The organism is Dorea sp. BIOML-A1, from assembly GCF_009875615.1.
In the GTDB taxonomy this organism is placed as follows: domain Bacteria; phylum Bacillota; class Clostridia; order Lachnospirales; family Lachnospiraceae; genus Dorea_A; species Dorea_A amylophila.
Window position 1 is genome coordinate 1 of the sequence record NZ_WWSA01000012.1, and the last position, 14,960, is coordinate 14,960.

Below are 14,960 nucleotides of genomic sequence, written 5' to 3' on the forward strand. Positions count from 1 at the left end.
TTTCGTTTCGAAGTTCATTATTACTTTTCGGATATTTTCCCCAGCGGTAATACGCAGAACGTGTAACATTAAGATATGCTTTCACAATGGGCATTGTCATGACATCGTCCACCTGCACTGTTCATGCTTTGAATGATGTCATATTTTCTCAGAGTCTTACGATAAAGCTCACTGGTGTACTGAGTGCCACGATCGGAGTGGATTACGGCACCCCGGATGTCAGGATATGCTATAAAAGCATTCTCCACCGTATGCTGGCAAAGAGTGTTGCCTTCATCGTGGTTTCCATTGCCAGTCCAAGTACTGCTGAGTCAAAACAATCGAAGATTGCTATAGTGGTTCAGTTGTCAAGACAAAAATCTAAGATTTTTATAATGAACTGATATTGTGGATAAGTTACAAGGGAACACAGGGAGGATAGTGTAACTCTCCCCTGAACCATTTATGCTAAGCTACATATGGCAGCAGCATTGCTGGATAGTAGCATTCAGCCGGTGTCTGATAGTCAAGTGCGGAATGACGCCGCTCAAAGTTGTAAGTATGAATATACTGTCCGATGGCAGCTCTGACTTCCTTGATATTATTATATTGTGTCAGATAGGCTTCCTCATACTTGAAGCTTCGAAACCAGCGCTCAATCATGATATTGTCCGCCCAGCGGATTTTTCCATCCATGCTTTGGCGGATGCCGTTTTCTTTTACGAAATCAATGTATTGCTGACTGGTAAACTGACATCACTGGTCAGAATTCAGTATCTGTGGTTTGGCTACCTTAAATGCTTTTTTCAAAGCATTGATGACCATTCTGGTATCAAGCGTATCATCAACTTCCCAGCCGACAATACAGCGGCTGTGCCAGTCGATAACAGCTGTCAGATATAAAAAGCCGCGTTTGATTGGAATATATGTAATATCAATAGACCATGCCTGATTTGGCTTGTCTATGACGGCATTTCTAAGGAGATAAGGACATACCTTAGCCTGTTGCATCCGTTTGGAAAGATTCATCTTCGGATAGATTGGATAAATATCCATTTAGTACCATAAAAGTGTAGTTGTTAGAGAGTAATTAACTCTAACATCTACACTTATTTTATTATAATAAGGGAAGTAGTTGGTATCTCTGCTACTTTTTTCTGCTGTGATGGGTACAGATGCCCATAAGTGTTCAATGTCATCTGAATATCTTTGTGTCCCAGTCTCTCCTTGATAATCAATGGCTCTACGCCCTGATAAATCAAATATGCCACATGGCTATGCCGGATATCGTGCACTCTGATTGGTTTTACACCGGTCAGTGCTTCATATTTCTTAAGACGTTTCTGCAGTGTTCTCGCCACAATTGGGAACAACCGCTGAGTTTCCGGAAATCCATAATACTTCTTTGCATACTCCTGTACCTCTTCCTTAAGAAAATTGGGAATATCAATAGTACGGACCGAATTCTCTGTTTTTGGTGTATCAATCGCATCTCTCTTCCTGATCCGGTTATAAGTTTTATTGATATGCAGGAGATTTCCGCTCATATCAAAGTCCGAAAGACTCAATGCCAGAAGCTCTCCTTCCCTGATTCCTGTCCAGAACAGAATTTCAAATATCAGATAATCTTCACTCCCCGGCTCAATCCCGGCGATAAATCTGTCATATTCTGCCTTCGTCCAGAATTCCAGCTTGTTGGCATCTGATTTCCCCATCTTTTTTACTTTCTTACATGGATTTTCCTTCAGATTGTAAATTTTCTGAGCATGATTAAACAGTGCATTTAACTGGTTCTGAATCATACGCTCATAAGTCTTGCTGTATCCTTTTTCCTGAATGGTATTCTGCCACTGGATAATCTCTGCCGGTGTGATCTCATTCATTTTTCTTGTTCCAAAATACGGAACAATATGCTTGTTCATCATGTGCTGCTTATTGCGGATTGAATTTTCTTTCAGTTCATTCTTTTTATCTTCAAAATAGACTTGAATAAAACTGTTCATCTCCATTTTCATATCTGCCGCAGTCTTTCTTATGAATTCCTTTTCATAATTCAATGCTTCTTTCTTTGTCTTGAACCCTCTTTTCAGCTTCTGCGTTTTCTTTCCTGTCCAGTCAATATATCGGAAGCTCACATACCAGGTTCCCTGTGTTTTGTCCTTGTAAGCTGACATCTTAAAACCTCCTTCACATTGCTCTCTGAGAGCATCCATAAAATTTTGTTTCCCAGTAAGGACGTGGTATCTTCCCTCGAACTGCCACATATCCTTCCTTTACCAGTTCATCATTGAGCTGCTTCAGAATGGAATATGCCTTACTGCGTTTCACTCCTAATTCTTCCATGACATCATCAACAGTCATCATATAATTAGTTCTCATATTGTCCTCCTTTCCAGTCACTTTTGTGACTTCTTTGATGTTTCTTACTATAATTCACTTTTGTGACTTTGTCAATAACCTTTTGCGAATTTTATTTTTATATTCCATTCTACATTTTCAGGCTCAGTAAAAATCAACCTCTTTCGCATCATTCACTTTTGTGCTAGAATAGAATCACAAATATTATTAAGGAGGCAGCACATCATGATAGGTAAAAAAATCCGGGCATACCGGGAATTCAGAGGATACAGTCAAATACAGTTAGCCGAGCTGTCCGGCATTAACGTAGGTACAATCAGAAAATATGAACTTGGAATCCGAAATCCAAAGCCGGATCAGTTAGAAAAGATAGCAACTGCACTGGGATTAAATGTAAGTGTTTTTCTGGATTTTAATATTGAAACAGTCGGAGATGTGCTCTCCCTGCTGTTTTCTATTGATGATTCAGTGAACCTCTCACTTGCTGAGACACCTGAGCAGAAGATTTCACTGACGTTTGATAATCCTACAATGCAGGACTTTTTCAGGAAATGGTGTCAATTTAAAAATGTCTATGAAAAGGAAAAAGCTGAGATATTAGCTATCGAAGATGAAGATAAAAGACAGAAAGAACTGGATAAGCTGAACGCTACCCAGGAAGAATGGAAACTGCGTGCTATGGGAACTACAATAGGTTGTCATACCATCGTTAAGAAGGGCACTGAAGGTAATTCCATCAAGACATATGATCTGACATGATTTTTGCAAAAGAAAAAGAGCCCTTATGAGCTCTGAGTTTTTGGTGGTCTGGGTGGGAGTCTGCTTAGTATGTTAAACCGTGCAACCATTACACTTCACCATCGCATACTCCCAGACCAAATATTAATATATATTCTTTTCTCATCGAATCAAGTCCTTTCTTGCAAATATGTTTGACTGCATCATAAATCAATCCAGAAACTAGGCAATTCGACAATGCTCCCAATATTGGTTTGATGGTGTTTGGAATCGAACCAAATCCTGTTACTAACTATGTTATATTTATAGTATAACATAGTTTTAAAAATTGTCAATTTTCATATTTTGTTATCATTCTGTTATCACAAACGGTTGTCAGGACACTCTCCCGGCAACCGTTTTTCTATACTGTTCGTTATTCTTTTCTACTCTTTTACATATTTTCGAGCAACAGAAAAACCCGTAGAACCGAAGTTCTACGGGTATCTTACGTTTGGACACAACGTTATCTTGCGATAACAAATCTATATTCAGATTGTATTACTCGATGATTGTAGCAACACGTCCTGATCCTACAGTACGTCCACCTTCACGATACTTTAATCCCGTTTTATCTCATATTTTTTATGGTTTTCTCTCCAAAATACAGTGAAAAACAGCTGAATTGCACCACCTATTTTGATTTGCCTGATTTCTTGGCACCGTTTTGGCACCGGAGAATACTCAAACCGATTCTCTTCTGTAGATACTAGATACTTCTCTACCAACTTTATATTGCACCGGTAATTTTTAACTGTTATAATCGAAACATGGGTGCTACCATAACGGTAGGCGGTTAGTCCTTCTCCAGAGGGACTGTGACCCTCTGATTACATAGAAACCTGTAAAGGAATCCAGTGGAAAGGAGGGCTAAGCCAATGAGTATTGTGGACTTCATAGCAGTAGTGAGCTTCGGCTTAACCTGCTTTAGTATCGGATATACATTAGGCAAAGATAATCATAAACCACAAAAATAACCGCCCCAGCCTGCAAACTGAACGGTTATTTTTGTAATCAATAAGTATGTGGACTAACCGTCTATCGGTAGCACTCTTTTTCTATAATCATATTAGCACGCATCTGTGGAAATGTCAAAAATTTTCTTCTTTCTCAACTACATCTATTTCCATACATTTTTACAACCTATTTCAAGTGTTCCTCAAAAATTGATTCGAGTTCCTTATTCCCCCTCAAGAATTCATACTCTTTCTTATTTTCAATTTCCGAATACAATTCACGAACAAAATTTTTTCCAAGTCCCGAAAAAGCTTTTCCCTGTGCAGTATCTTCATACCTGTAATACAAAGGGGATTGTGTCATATTCCAAGGCTTCTGTGATTCACTTAATAATCGCTTAATTAACTGGATACATTTTTCTACATCTTTTCGATATCCAGCAATCAGCAGATATGGAACTGTGTTGCCATAATTCCATAGTCCAAACAATGATATCATGTGATCTGTAATCTCAGCAATTTTCTCTGCTTTATCATGATTTCCTGTCTCTTCTTCCATTTCTATTAACTTATACAAGTAGCTTTGGATATTGATAACTGCCTGTAGCAATTTCCCTTCTAAGAATAATGCAGCAGTATCTGTTCCTTCCTGATGTGCTAATACACTTGTTTTCATAATCGTTGCATCAATTACAGTATCAGGAATTTTTTTCAAAAGGGCATTTGCTTCTTCATATTTCTCCATTTGGACATATTTTGTTGCAAGTATAAAAACGCTTGAATTTCTCACTCTTTCATCCTGACTATCTGCTGTTCGTTCCAGCCACTCAATAATAGCTGTATTATATTCCATTCGTTCTTCGTCATTAAGATCTGACAAAGTCAAAGATCCGTTCAGAACGGTTGCGATCGTATATATTAATAAGTCGCAATGAGGATACTCCTGTATTTTACGAGATGCCATCTCGAAAGCCTCTGTAAAGCTGTCCAATGAAACTTCCGAAAGTTCATTCACAAATTGTCCAATCTCTTTTTCTGTCAATTCTTCATGAAACGAAAACAATTCATTCATATCAATTTTCAATAGTCGTGCCAAAGCTGGAAGTAATGAGATACGGATATATGGTAACGCTGTATCAGCTCAAAGAATATCTGTAAACTTGGGTGCTGCCCCTTGTTCTCAATGTTCGCAAGGTAGCGCGGCGAGATAAACATTTCGTCGCCTACTTTCTTGCGGCTTTCCTTGCGTCCTTCACGCGCTGCCTTTATCGCTGCCCCAAAAGCCTTGAAGTCGTATTTTGGTACTGGTCTTTTTGCCATAGTTATTCACCCTCTTACATTTTACTGTTCCCCTTTCTTCTTGGATATGTCTACATAGTTCTATCAGTTAGCCAAAATAATTCATATATATATATGTTGACAACAAGCTGCTTTTGTATATAATATTATATAAAAGGGGGGGAATGTTTATGTTACATAGCATGCGTATTCGATAAGCATTGAAATCAAAAAAGATTTTTCCCATTTTCAATATGGGCTTTTTTGTCATGCTTATTTTGCGTATGCTATACAACAAAACTAACGACGTATAGACATAGTATAAAAACTATGCCTTAATTTTGTTGTAGTATTATATGTATAAATGCAGGTCAATGCTCATGTTGAGAATTGACCTGCATTTTTTTGCGCAAAAGGAGAAATATTATGCTTGAAAAATATTGGATAAAATGTCCAATTTGTAACGGAAAGACGAGGGTTCAAGTATTTTATAATACGGTATTAAGAAATTTTCCTCTTTTCTGCCCTAAATGTAAATTAACGCATATCGTTGATGTTGAAAAACTAGAAATCATAATCAAAAACTCTGAAAAACAAACTTTTTAATTTTGAAAAGGAAGGATATTTAAATGAAACACTTACCTAAAAGTACACCTACGGAAATATTGAATGACCCATACGGATTTACTTACAAAGAAATGTCGGAAGTAATTGGAGAGGATAAAGCAAGAGCCTTATATACGGAATTGTATAAACAGCCATTTCACAAAGAAAATCTATCAATATCAACAAAAAAAGTCTATAAAAGTAGCGATACTGAAAAGTATGTTTATGAATTGAAAGATAACAGGTATATTGAAACGGTTTTTATTAAACGGCGAGATGGTGGGACTGTTTGCGTAAGTACGCAAGTTGGTTGTTCTGTTGGCTGTATTTTTTGTGAGTCCGGACGCAATGGTTTTGTTCGTAATCTAACACCGTCTGAAATTGTGCAGCAGGTTGTATTGATACGTCAAAAAGTAAATCGTATCGTTTTTATGGGAATGGGAGAACCTTTATTCAATTACGACAACTTGATTGCAGCAATCCATATTCTTCGAGATAGAAATGGACTTAACTTTCCAACCGACGGCATTACCGTATCAACAGTTGGTCCAGTTAATCAATTAAAAAAATTGCGCGAAGAACATCTAAAAATTCAGTTGACAATATCTTTACATGCAGCAACACAGGCTGCGAGAAACTGTATCATTCCTCATATGCACATGTACGCTATTGAAGATGTTGTTAAGCAAGCATTGTCCTATTCTCAAAGGCATAATCGAAAAGTGGTATTTGCGTATTTGCTTTTACCAGGTATAAATGACCGTTCCTCAGATATAAGGCAACTTGCAAAATGGTTTAAGGGCAAAAATGTTATGATTAACGTGCTGCAATACAACCCGACGAGTAATTCAAAAATTAGAGCACCACAAAAACAAGAAATGGTTGCGTTCAAACATCAATTAGAGCAAACAGGACTTGAAGTTACCATGAGAGTTTCTCATGGTAGAGAGATTAAAGCAGCTTGTGGACAGTTAGCTAATACATATAATAAAGCCAAAAAACAACAGAAATAATTTAATTAAAAGAGCCAGACGCACAGACGCAGAGCCGATAATATGCAGTTTGAAATACTGCTGTTATCGGCTCTTTTTTGATTTTAATTTGTGCCCCTAATAACCATATTGGAGCAAAATCAGAACTGTTGCTTGTCGTTCTTTGATTTCCGCAGCAGCTTTGAAAAATCAAAGCCGCCGTTTCTTTTTATCTTCTAATGAAATGACGCGGTATCACTGTTAAAAGCGGCGGCTAAAGGAGGTAGCCGCCATGAAGCACATACCCTATCGACAAAATCCGACGGTCATTGACATATCAAAAAAAGCCCGACCACCGCCGGGAACCTCTCTACCCTTGACTATGAACTGTCTAATCATCTAAATACTGCTTACAATACCTATACGCCTGTCCGGGCTTTTCGGACAGGCGTATTTTGCTGCTCAAAAAATTTTTTGAAAAAATTTCAAAAAATCTTCGGCGTTTTTCAAAAACGCCGTATTGCCCCGCGAAAAGGGGGAAGCACCACCAACTTTCCAACGAGAAAGGAGGTGAGAATGTGGAACCTAATAGCAGGGAGTTTTACAAACAATGTGCTTTTCAGAAGTTTCAACACCATTTCTTCTGCACTAGCTTTTATATTATTCATCAGTCTAACCCACTTCGTCCGATTCTGTACCTTTAATTCTTCAGTTACGCCCTGTTTTTCTGCCATCTGTTCCATAAGCATTTCCACCTGCTCTCTGCTCTCCTGATCAATTTGATTCAGGTGTTCCGTCAGCTTTCCAGTCAACAACAAATATTGATATTTTGCTAATCTGTGTTCCTTCAGAAACTGTTTCCTCAGCATTCCATATTTCCCATATATCGGTTCTTCTTCATTCAATACCAAATCCGGCAAATAATAATCTCCATGCAAAGTATAGCTTAATCCGTTCTTTTCATCATAAATGTGTGTTTCCATAATCTTATCTCTCCATTTCTCTGTTTTTTGATTTAGTTTTCTTACGCTGCTGATTCTCCATCTCGCTTTTTTTCATTCCCCATGCCAATCTTTCATGAATATTTCCCTTCGGCATTTGTTCCATCCGTCGCTTTTCTTCCAGGACTTTCTCGTTTTGAATATCCTGCTGTACTGCTGTATCTACAGTTTCTATTCCAAGAACACGCACAACACGATCATACCTATCAGAAACACCTTGTAATATATCTTTTTCTTCTGACAATTTCTGATTATCTTTACGTATATCATCCAGTTCTCTCTGAATAGCATTATATTTTTGTTTCACCTTTTGATATTTTCTCTTCCAACCTTCCACCTCTTTCGTAAGTTCTTTAACCTGAGCCGCCATTACAGCAACCTTATTCTTTATTTGAAGAAACAGTGGTTTAATTTTTTTATCTCGATAGGTTACTGCCCGTTCTAGCGTGCCCGCCTCCGGCAGTAACATTTTAACCGTTCCATATTCTTTGATTTCTTTGCTCACACTATCCATAATCGGTTGTAGCTGTTCTCTGCGATCTTCCAGGCTTTTTAGTTCTTTTTCTGCGCTCCCTGCCTTTTGTTCTGCTTCTTGCTTCGCCTTGATTGCCTGTTCCTTATCGTCTTTTAAATTCTGGATATCTGCTCTGGATTCTGCAATTTGTGCTGTTAATTCTTCTTTTTCAGCAGTTAGATGCTCTTTCTCCTGCTCCAATTCCTGTACTTCCTTTTTCCGTTCTTTTTTCTTGAAGTTATAGACATCCAGATGTTCCTCATGAGTACCTTTCTGTTCCCATTCAATTCCATACTGCTTTGCAGTCTCTGCCAGAACTTCTTTTTCATGATTTATCCACTGATTCAGTTCCGTATCATGCTTATTTCCACCTTGAAATCCAAGACTTTTTAATGCCTGTTTCAGTGAAACTCTGGTATCCATTCCTTTTCCTTTCCAGTCCGTCACATAAGGAATAAAATCAATATGGAGATGTGGAGTAGCCTCATCCTGATGCAGATAGCAACTAAATACCCGAAGTGTCGGATTCCGTTTCTGGAAATCTTTTACATACTCATCCAGTACGTTTACAGCCAGATCTCCTGCTTCTGTTCCAACAGCCATATCTTCTCGGTTTCCAATCTGGAAAATCACTTCATGGAACAACTTTTCCTGTTTTCCTTGGCGAATCTTTTCATAATAATTTGTAATCTGCCGATCTTTTCTTTTCCCGACATTATACCGTTCTACAGCTTCATCAAACAGCTCTTTATAGACTTCTTTCAGATTCTCATTCCGGTAACAAATATTTAATTGCACTCTGTCTGGATCAACATTTTCTGCTATAAAATCTCGTCTGTTATGAGCCAGAGACCCTGTCCCGATCATACCACTGATTGTTCGTTTCATCGTCATATTCCTCACCCCGCTTTCTAAAACCAGTGCCAGACATGGCACATAAATTTGTATCTTTGCCAGCTATAGTATAAAAAGAAATATTCGCCGGATACGGCGGTTTTGTTACTTTTGTCAAAAGTAACGCAAAAGCACTTTCGACAGCCGTACCGTCCATCAAAAGTACCCTTGCGCCCTCCGGGGGTACAGAGACCTTTACTCCGGTATCCTTGCCCGAATATATTCCAAATCACCACAATACGGTGTCCCTACAAGATACCATTCTCTTGCAGGATTCATTTCCATTCTGGTCTGAACCCATTCATCATCAAGCAACACTTCCAGGCATTCTCCACAGTGAAATCCTGTATCAATCCATAGATCTGATGATAATAATCCATATCTTTTGTTATAACTGTTATATCCTAATCTTCCTTCTCTCATTGTGCCAATCTCCTTTCATCTACCGTTTCCGCAGGGGCGCCCTGAATCAGGGCTCCCTTTTGAAAATTCTCTTCTACGCCAGTCAACTCCCGACTACACCTTACCAACATTCTCCTTGTCTGCTATCTACAGGTGCGTGACACGCTCCTGTAATAAAGTGTTCAGAAAGAACCTTTACCATCGAAAGTTCTCCGGTATTCCCCGTCTGTCCAGATATTCCTTCCGGAACTTTTCTCTTTCTTCTTCCGTTGGTGCTGTTTTGGATTTGCTGTATACTTCACGATTCACCATTGCATCCAGTTTTTTCTCCAATCCCAACCGTATTATTTCTTCACCATCGTAGTTATCCATCAAAAAATATTGCAAGAGCTGAAAGAATAACTCGTATGGAATCTGTACACTTTTATTTTGCATCTATTCTCCTTTCAAGGTAGCAAGATCCCCTCTTCTTAAGAAATGGTAATCTTGCCATCTTCCATTTTTATTCTGGCAACATCCAATACCATTGCTTTCCACGTTTTACGGAATCAATTTCAAGTTCCCGTTTGGCGTTCCATAGCGTTTTACTTTTGATTCCTCTGGCTTCTGCTTCTTCTGCAATTTTCTTCTGAGTCATTCCTCCATTTGCCAGTATCTCAAGGAGAAATTCTTTTGCTTTCCGACTTTTCTGTCCTCTTCCGTCTCCATTAAGAAGTTCATCGGCACTGATATCATATTCTCCAATCCATTCAAACCCATTATTCTTATCCAGTCTGAATGCAATGGACGTTCCTTCCGGTGCAAGAGAACTCTTCGTATGACATACCACTCTTACTTCCGGTTCATCTTTCACTCGCCCGACAATCAGAACACTTCTTGCAGCAGCCTGAAAATCAATGGAGCCAAGTCCTCGATAAGAAGATTTGCCGTTGCTGTTTTTGTTCATATGACCGATTAAAATAACTGCACAGTGATATTTTTCTGACAGCACTGCGATACGCTTCATCAGTGGTCTGATCTCATTTGCCCTGTGCATATCTACGTCCGCTCCCAGAAAGCCCTGTATCGGATCAAGAACAACCATTTTTGCTTTTGTCTGCACGATTGCTTCTTCCAATCTGACATCTGCCATTGTCAGTGGCTGGTCACTGTCATCAATCACCAGCACCTTTGAACAATCTGCACCTGCAGCAAGTAATCTGGGTTTGATAGTATCTCCAAGTCCATCTTCTGCTGTCTGATAGATTACATTTACAGGTGACACAGAAGACTGTTCCTGCATATTATCTTCAGCATCTAAATCTTCATTCTCACTATCGACTTCATCACTTCGTTTTTCTTTTGTTTTCGTTTTATCAGTAACAGGAAGAATCGGCTCTCCTCTGGTCAGTTTTGCAATAATCTGAAGTACCATCGTTGTCTTGCCTTCTCCTGGATCTCCCTGTATAATGGTCACTTTTCCATAAGGAATAAACGGATAAAGCAGCCATTCTACCTGTTCCACCTCTACTGAATCCATATTGATCAGTTTCAGTTTTGGTTCTATTCTACAATTCTCAATTTTATTTTTTTCATTCATATTCATTCCATCATCTCCTCCTGCCCTTCCGGGCAAGTCTCTGATGAACAGATATTCGGGAATTGTCGTATTTCCCGATTCGTGATATACTGAATCTGCCAAGATGGTATATCAGTGAATCTGATTATCAGAGAACTTGCTCAGATTATTTATCTGGGCTTTTTCTTTTGCCTTTTCAACATTCATCTCTTTCTTCTCCCAATCCGGTAACAGCATTTCCATTTTCATTATCCAGAAGATTTGCAATCTTTCTCTGCTGATTTGGATAAAGATGTCCATAAGTGTTCAATGTGATACGAATATCTTTATGACCTAATCTGTCCCGAATCAATAACGGTTCCACACCTTTCTCAATAAGATAAGCCACATGGCTGTGCCTGATATCATGCACTCGAATTTTCTTCACTCCTGCCAGCTCAATCTGCCGTTTCATCTTATGCTGTACCGCTTCCTGAACAACCGGAAATAATCTTTCTGTATCCGGCATTCCGTAATGACCATCTACAAATTCCTTAATTTCCTCTTTCAGAAATTCCGGAATTTCGATTGTCCGAAAGGACTGTTTTGTTTTCGGTTCTGTGATAATATCCTGCATTCCTGTCCGGTAATAAGTCTTATTGATACTAAGCTGATTCTTTTCAAAATTGATATCAGCTTTTGTAATCGCAAGCAGCTCCCCGATCCTGCATCCAGTCCAGAACAGCATCTCAAACATAAGATAATATCTTGTTCCCGGCTCCATTGTCTGTATAAACTGTTTGTACTCGTCCAGTGTCCAGAAGTTCAAACTTCTTGAATCTGAATTTCCCATTCGTTTCACTTTCTTGCATGGATTAACCGGCAAGTCATAGATTTTAGCTGCATGTGTAAACAGACTGGTCAACTGATTCTGAATCATTCTCAGATAAGAATCTGAATAGCCTTTTTTCTGAATTTCATTCTGCCACTGAATAATCTGTGAAGCCTTGATTTCACTCATCATCTGATTTCCGAAGTATGGAACGATATGCTGTTGCATCATATATCTTTTATTTTTGATTGTTCGATCTTTCAGATCATTTTGTTTGTCTGAAAAATAAATCTCAATAAAATCGCTCAGCTTCATATCCATACTTCGCTCATTGCTCAACTTTTTGCTTCGTTCAAACTCCAATGCTTCTCGCTTTGTTTCAAATCCACGCTTTCTGCGTTTTTTCTTCTCACCCATGACATTTGTCTCAAACCACTGGGCTGTCCATTTTTTTGTGTCTTTTTCTCTGTAAGCCATATTGATCCTCCCTAATTTTCTGCTATTTCATAGCCATACATCTTTTTTGCCCAAAACGCCTTTGGTATTCTTCCAGCCATCGTAATATATCCCTGTGCAGATAATTCTTTATTCATAGCTTTCACCAGTTTATAGGCATGAGATTTTGAGCAGTTTAATTCCTGTGCCACTTCATCAGCACTCATCATATAATTGTAACTTGCCATATTGCCTCCTCCTTTCCTCTCCAGATATAGAATACGTTTACTGTATTTCTATATCTGTACGATTTTCGTAAATTGATAATATCATGTATTTCTATCGTTGTCAATATTTCGTAAACACATTTTTACGAACTTCGTACACTATTTTTTCTTTATTTTATTCCACGTCTGTGTTATGATATTTTATAGATTTATGTTTTTCGTAATTTTCTAATATATGAAAAAGGAGGATTCTATGGGTGACGGTAAAAATTTAAAGAAATATCTTGATGAAAAAGGCACAAATGTCCGCAAAATTGCAAAGGCAACCGGAATCAGTGCTACAACCTTATATTCAATTATTCAAAAAGATTCCAATATTCGATTTGATTTTGCATTAAGACTTGCGAATGAATTGCAAATTGATGTGAATGAGATATGTTCTGCCAGTCCATTTTCTGGCACAATTAAGGAAGAAGAGATTTATCCTACACTTCCAGACGGTTTGAACGGAGCATTAGACGCAAGTCGTGTAAAGACTTACTTAAAAAATTCTATGTATCCGCTGATGTACCTTTTCGGTAAGAACAGTATGCCTGATGTAGATAATCTGCTTACATCGTTCTATCAGCTTGATGATGAATCCAGACAGGAAGTTGTGGAAACTATCCGTCTGAAATTACAATATCATCGTGATCCAGAACGTGCTGAACAAATCAAACAGATCAAAGGCTGGTAAAAAAATACTCCTGTGAATAGCAAACATTCGCAGGAGTTTCTTTTTGGCACCGTTTTGGCACCGCTGGTCTTATTTTTTAATTATAAATTTATCTGTATTTCATCTTGCTGATAAATGTTTCACTATTACTAACCTGATAAATTTACGAATAATTCTTTTCTTAGAGTACAGAAAAACCCCGGAAACCTTACGGTTCCGGGGTATCTTACGTTTGGACACAATGTACCTTGCGGTACTCAATATATATTAGTCAGTGATTACTCGATGATTGTAGCAACACGTCCTGATCCTACAGTACGTCCACCTTCACGGATAGCGAAACGAAGTCCCTGCTCCATAGCAACTGGGTGAATCAGTTCGATTGTCATTTCTACGTTGTCACCAGGCATGCACATTTCAACACCTTCTGGAAGTTCGCAAACACCTGTAACGTCTGTTGTTCTGAAGTAGAACTGTGGACGATAGTTGTTGAAGAATGGAGTATGACGTCCACCTTCATCTTTTGTCAGAACGTAAACCTGAGCTGTGAATTTGTGATGGCATGTTACTGAACCTGGTTTACAAAGAACCTGTCCTCTTTCGATTTCTGTTCTCTGGATACCACGAAGAAGAGCACCGATGTTGTCACCAGCCTGAGCTTCATCAAGAAGTTTACGGAACATTTCAACACCTGTTACAACTGTCTTCTTAGTCTCTTCGTGAATACCAACGATTTCTACTTCGTCAGATACATGAAGAACACCACGCTCTACTCTACCTGTAGCAACTGTACCACGTCCTGTGATAGAGAATACGTCCTCTACTGGCATAAGGAATGGCTTATCTGTATCACGCTCTGGATCTGGGATATAAGAATCTACAGCATCCATGAGTTCCATGATCTTGTCTCCCCACTCTGAGTTAGGATCTTCAAGAGCTTTAAGAGCTGATCCCTGGATGATTGGAGTATCATCTCCTGGGAATTCATACTCGTCAAGGAGTTCACGGATTTCCATTTCTACTAATTCAAGAAGTTCGTCATCGTCAACCATATCACATTTGTTCATGAATACAACGATGTAAGGAACACCTACCTGACGAGAAAGCAGGATGTGCTCTCTTGTCTGAGCCATAACACCATCAGTAGCAGCTACAACAAGGATAGCTCCATCCATCTGAGCAGCTCCTGTGATCATGTTCTTTACGTAGTCAGCATGTCCTGGGCAGTCAACGTGTGCATAGTGACGTTTCTCTGTCTGGTACTCAACGTGAGCTGTAGAAATTGTGATACCACGTTCTCTCTCTTCTGGAGCTTTATCGATATCTTCAAAGTTCTCTGCTGTGTTTCCTGGTACTCTTGCTGCAAGTGTCTTTGTGATAGCAGCTGTAAGAGTTGTTTTACCGTGGTCAACGTGACCGATAGTACCGATATTACAATGCGGTTTTGTTCTTTCAAATTTAGCTTTAGCCATTTTGAA

General features: G+C 38.8%; 17 protein-coding genes and 2 pseudogenes. 4 read left to right on the forward strand and 15 right to left on the reverse strand.

All coding sequences use genetic code 11. The features are described 5' to 3' along the window. Positions 1–74: 74 nt before the first annotated feature. The 5 genes and pseudogenes from GT508_RS15055 to GT508_RS06470 form a co-directional block, all read right to left on the reverse strand. Positions 75–331: pseudogene (locus tag GT508_RS15055) on the reverse strand (DDE-type integrase/transposase/recombinase); the annotation flags it as partial. A 116-nt stretch (positions 332–447) separates the two neighbouring features. After that, on the reverse strand, positions 448–711 hold the full coding sequence (locus GT508_RS14635) for an integrase core domain-containing protein (protein ID WP_330414137.1): 264 nt from the start codon (positions 709–711) through the stop codon (positions 448–450). Between the two features lie 24 nt (positions 712–735). Beyond that, positions 736–1,035 carry a DDE-type integrase/transposase/recombinase gene (locus GT508_RS14640; protein ID WP_243144084.1) on the reverse strand — a complete coding sequence of 100 codons (300 nt, stop codon included), beginning with the start codon at positions 1,033–1,035 and terminating at the stop codon, positions 736–738. Between the two features lie 53 nt (positions 1,036–1,088). Further along, a complete protein-coding gene (locus GT508_RS06465; protein ID WP_161143820.1) occupies positions 1,089–2,153 on the reverse strand; it encodes a site-specific integrase in 1,065 nt (354 codons plus the stop codon). A 13-nt stretch (positions 2,154–2,166) separates the two neighbouring features. After that, positions 2,167–2,358 (reverse strand): helix-turn-helix domain-containing protein, encoded by a 192-nt coding sequence (locus GT508_RS06470; RefSeq protein WP_161143821.1) that lies wholly within the window; start codon positions 2,356–2,358, stop codon positions 2,167–2,169. 204 nt (positions 2,359–2,562) lie between these two features. Here GT508_RS06470 and GT508_RS06475 point away from each other — a divergent pair, with 204 nt between their 5' ends. Further along, the gene (locus GT508_RS06475) at positions 2,563–3,096 is read left to right on the forward strand and encodes a helix-turn-helix domain-containing protein (RefSeq protein ID WP_161143822.1); all 534 of its coding nucleotides are present in this window, start codon (positions 2,563–2,565) and stop codon (positions 3,094–3,096) included. Positions 3,097–4,257: 1,161 nt separating this feature from the next. On the opposite strand, the gene GT508_RS06480 is transcribed toward GT508_RS06475, so the two are convergent. After that, positions 4,258–5,112, reverse strand: coding sequence for an XRE family transcriptional regulator (locus GT508_RS06480; RefSeq protein ID WP_227233639.1), 855 nt, complete (start codon positions 5,110–5,112; stop codon positions 4,258–4,260). A 62-nt stretch (positions 5,113–5,174) separates the two neighbouring features. Next, a pseudogene (locus tag GT508_RS06485) lies at positions 5,175–5,390 on the reverse strand (helix-turn-helix domain-containing protein); the annotation flags it as partial. A 384-nt stretch (positions 5,391–5,774) separates the two neighbouring features. Here GT508_RS06485 and GT508_RS06490 point away from each other — a divergent pair. Both GT508_RS06490 and rlmN read left to right on the forward strand, forming a co-directional pair. Next, a complete protein-coding gene (locus GT508_RS06490) occupies positions 5,775–5,954 on the forward strand; it encodes a cysteine-rich KTR domain-containing protein (RefSeq protein WP_002588768.1) in 180 nt (59 codons plus the stop codon). 23 nt (positions 5,955–5,977) lie between these two features. Continuing rightward, entirely contained in the window at positions 5,978–6,967 is a 990-nt protein-coding gene (rlmN, locus tag GT508_RS06495) for a 23S rRNA (adenine(2503)-C(2))-methyltransferase RlmN (RefSeq protein WP_002569187.1), read from the forward strand. Positions 6,968–7,431: 464 nt separating this feature from the next. Here rlmN and GT508_RS06505 read toward each other — a convergent pair whose 3' ends face one another. From GT508_RS06505 to GT508_RS06535, 7 genes are all read right to left on the reverse strand, one after another. Further along, positions 7,432–7,908: a TnpV protein gene (locus GT508_RS06505; RefSeq protein WP_008793036.1), complete on the reverse strand. Its 477-nt coding sequence runs from the start codon at positions 7,906–7,908 to the stop codon at positions 7,432–7,434. 4 nt (positions 7,909–7,912) lie between these two features. Next, positions 7,913–9,334 (reverse strand): plasmid recombination protein, encoded by a 1,422-nt coding sequence (locus GT508_RS06510; protein WP_004850583.1) that lies wholly within the window; start codon positions 9,332–9,334, stop codon positions 7,913–7,915. A gap of 195 nt (positions 9,335–9,529) precedes the next feature. Beyond that, positions 9,530–9,757, reverse strand: coding sequence for a DUF5348 domain-containing protein (locus GT508_RS06515; RefSeq protein ID WP_008373546.1), 228 nt, complete (start codon positions 9,755–9,757; stop codon positions 9,530–9,532). A 174-nt stretch (positions 9,758–9,931) separates the two neighbouring features. Further along, positions 9,932–10,171 carry a hypothetical protein gene (locus tag GT508_RS06520; RefSeq protein ID WP_008793133.1) on the reverse strand — a complete coding sequence of 80 codons (240 nt, stop codon included), beginning with the start codon at positions 10,169–10,171 and terminating at the stop codon, positions 9,932–9,934. A gap of 67 nt (positions 10,172–10,238) precedes the next feature. Continuing rightward, a complete protein-coding gene (locus GT508_RS06525) occupies positions 10,239–11,321 on the reverse strand; it encodes an AAA family ATPase (RefSeq protein WP_055152729.1) in 1,083 nt (360 codons plus the stop codon). Positions 11,322–11,490: 169 nt separating this feature from the next. Next, positions 11,491–12,582 carry a site-specific integrase gene (locus tag GT508_RS06530; protein ID WP_004850597.1) on the reverse strand — a complete coding sequence of 364 codons (1,092 nt, stop codon included), beginning with the start codon at positions 12,580–12,582 and terminating at the stop codon, positions 11,491–11,493. A gap of 11 nt (positions 12,583–12,593) precedes the next feature. Beyond that, on the reverse strand, positions 12,594–12,788 hold the full coding sequence (locus GT508_RS06535; protein WP_008373537.1) for a hypothetical protein: 195 nt from the start codon (positions 12,786–12,788) through the stop codon (positions 12,594–12,596). Positions 12,789–13,020: 232 nt separating this feature from the next. Between GT508_RS06535 and GT508_RS06540 the strand changes: the two genes are divergently transcribed. Beyond that, on the forward strand, positions 13,021–13,503 hold the full coding sequence (locus GT508_RS06540; protein ID WP_008790928.1) for a helix-turn-helix domain-containing protein: 483 nt from the start codon (positions 13,021–13,023) through the stop codon (positions 13,501–13,503). Positions 13,504–13,760: 257 nt separating this feature from the next. Here the strand turns inward: GT508_RS06540 and tuf are convergent, their stop codons facing one another. Further along, positions 13,761–14,954, reverse strand: a complete 1,194-nt coding sequence (gene tuf / locus GT508_RS06545) for an elongation factor Tu (RefSeq protein ID WP_028087889.1) — start codon at positions 14,952–14,954, stop codon at positions 13,761–13,763. Positions 14,955–14,960 lie beyond the last annotated feature (6 nt).

What these genes read in the sequence shown, in the direction of transcription:
- GT508_RS06525 (WP_055152729.1), bottom strand. Translation starts at nt 11,321, where the DNA reads ATGAATATGAATGAAAAAAATAAAATTGAGAATTGTAGAATAGAACCA.
- GT508_RS06510 (WP_004850583.1), bottom strand. Translation starts at nt 9,334, where the DNA reads ATGACGATGAAACGAACAATCAGTGGTATGATCGGGACAGGGTCTCTG.
- GT508_RS06505 (WP_008793036.1), bottom strand. Translation starts at nt 7,908, where the DNA reads ATGGAAACACACATTTATGATGAAAAGAACGGATTAAGCTATACTTTG.
- GT508_RS14640 (WP_243144084.1), bottom strand. Translation starts at nt 1,035, where the DNA reads ATGGATATTTATCCAATCTATCCGAAGATGAATCTTTCCAAACGGATG.
- GT508_RS06535 (WP_008373537.1), bottom strand. Translation starts at nt 12,788, where the DNA reads ATGGCAAGTTACAATTATATGATGAGTGCTGATGAAGTGGCACAGGAA.
- GT508_RS06490 (WP_002588768.1), top strand. Translation starts at nt 5,775, where the DNA reads ATGCTTGAAAAATATTGGATAAAATGTCCAATTTGTAACGGAAAGACG.
- GT508_RS06530 (WP_004850597.1), bottom strand. Translation starts at nt 12,582, where the DNA reads ATGGCTTACAGAGAAAAAGACACAAAAAAATGGACAGCCCAGTGGTTT.
- GT508_RS06465 (WP_161143820.1), bottom strand. Translation starts at nt 2,153, where the DNA reads ATGTCAGCTTACAAGGACAAAACACAGGGAACCTGGTATGTGAGCTTC.
- tuf (WP_028087889.1), bottom strand. Translation starts at nt 14,954, where the DNA reads ATGGCTAAAGCTAAATTTGAAAGAACAAAACCGCATTGTAATATCGGT.
- GT508_RS06540 (WP_008790928.1), top strand. Translation starts at nt 13,021, where the DNA reads ATGGGTGACGGTAAAAATTTAAAGAAATATCTTGATGAAAAAGGCACA.
- GT508_RS06520 (WP_008793133.1), bottom strand. Translation starts at nt 10,171, where the DNA reads ATGCAAAATAAAAGTGTACAGATTCCATACGAGTTATTCTTTCAGCTC.
- rlmN (WP_002569187.1), top strand. Translation starts at nt 5,978, where the DNA reads ATGAAACACTTACCTAAAAGTACACCTACGGAAATATTGAATGACCCA.
- GT508_RS06475 (WP_161143822.1), top strand. Translation starts at nt 2,563, where the DNA reads ATGATAGGTAAAAAAATCCGGGCATACCGGGAATTCAGAGGATACAGT.
- GT508_RS06515 (WP_008373546.1), bottom strand. Translation starts at nt 9,757, where the DNA reads ATGAGAGAAGGAAGATTAGGATATAACAGTTATAACAAAAGATATGGA.
- GT508_RS06470 (WP_161143821.1), bottom strand. Translation starts at nt 2,358, where the DNA reads ATGAGAACTAATTATATGATGACTGTTGATGATGTCATGGAAGAATTA.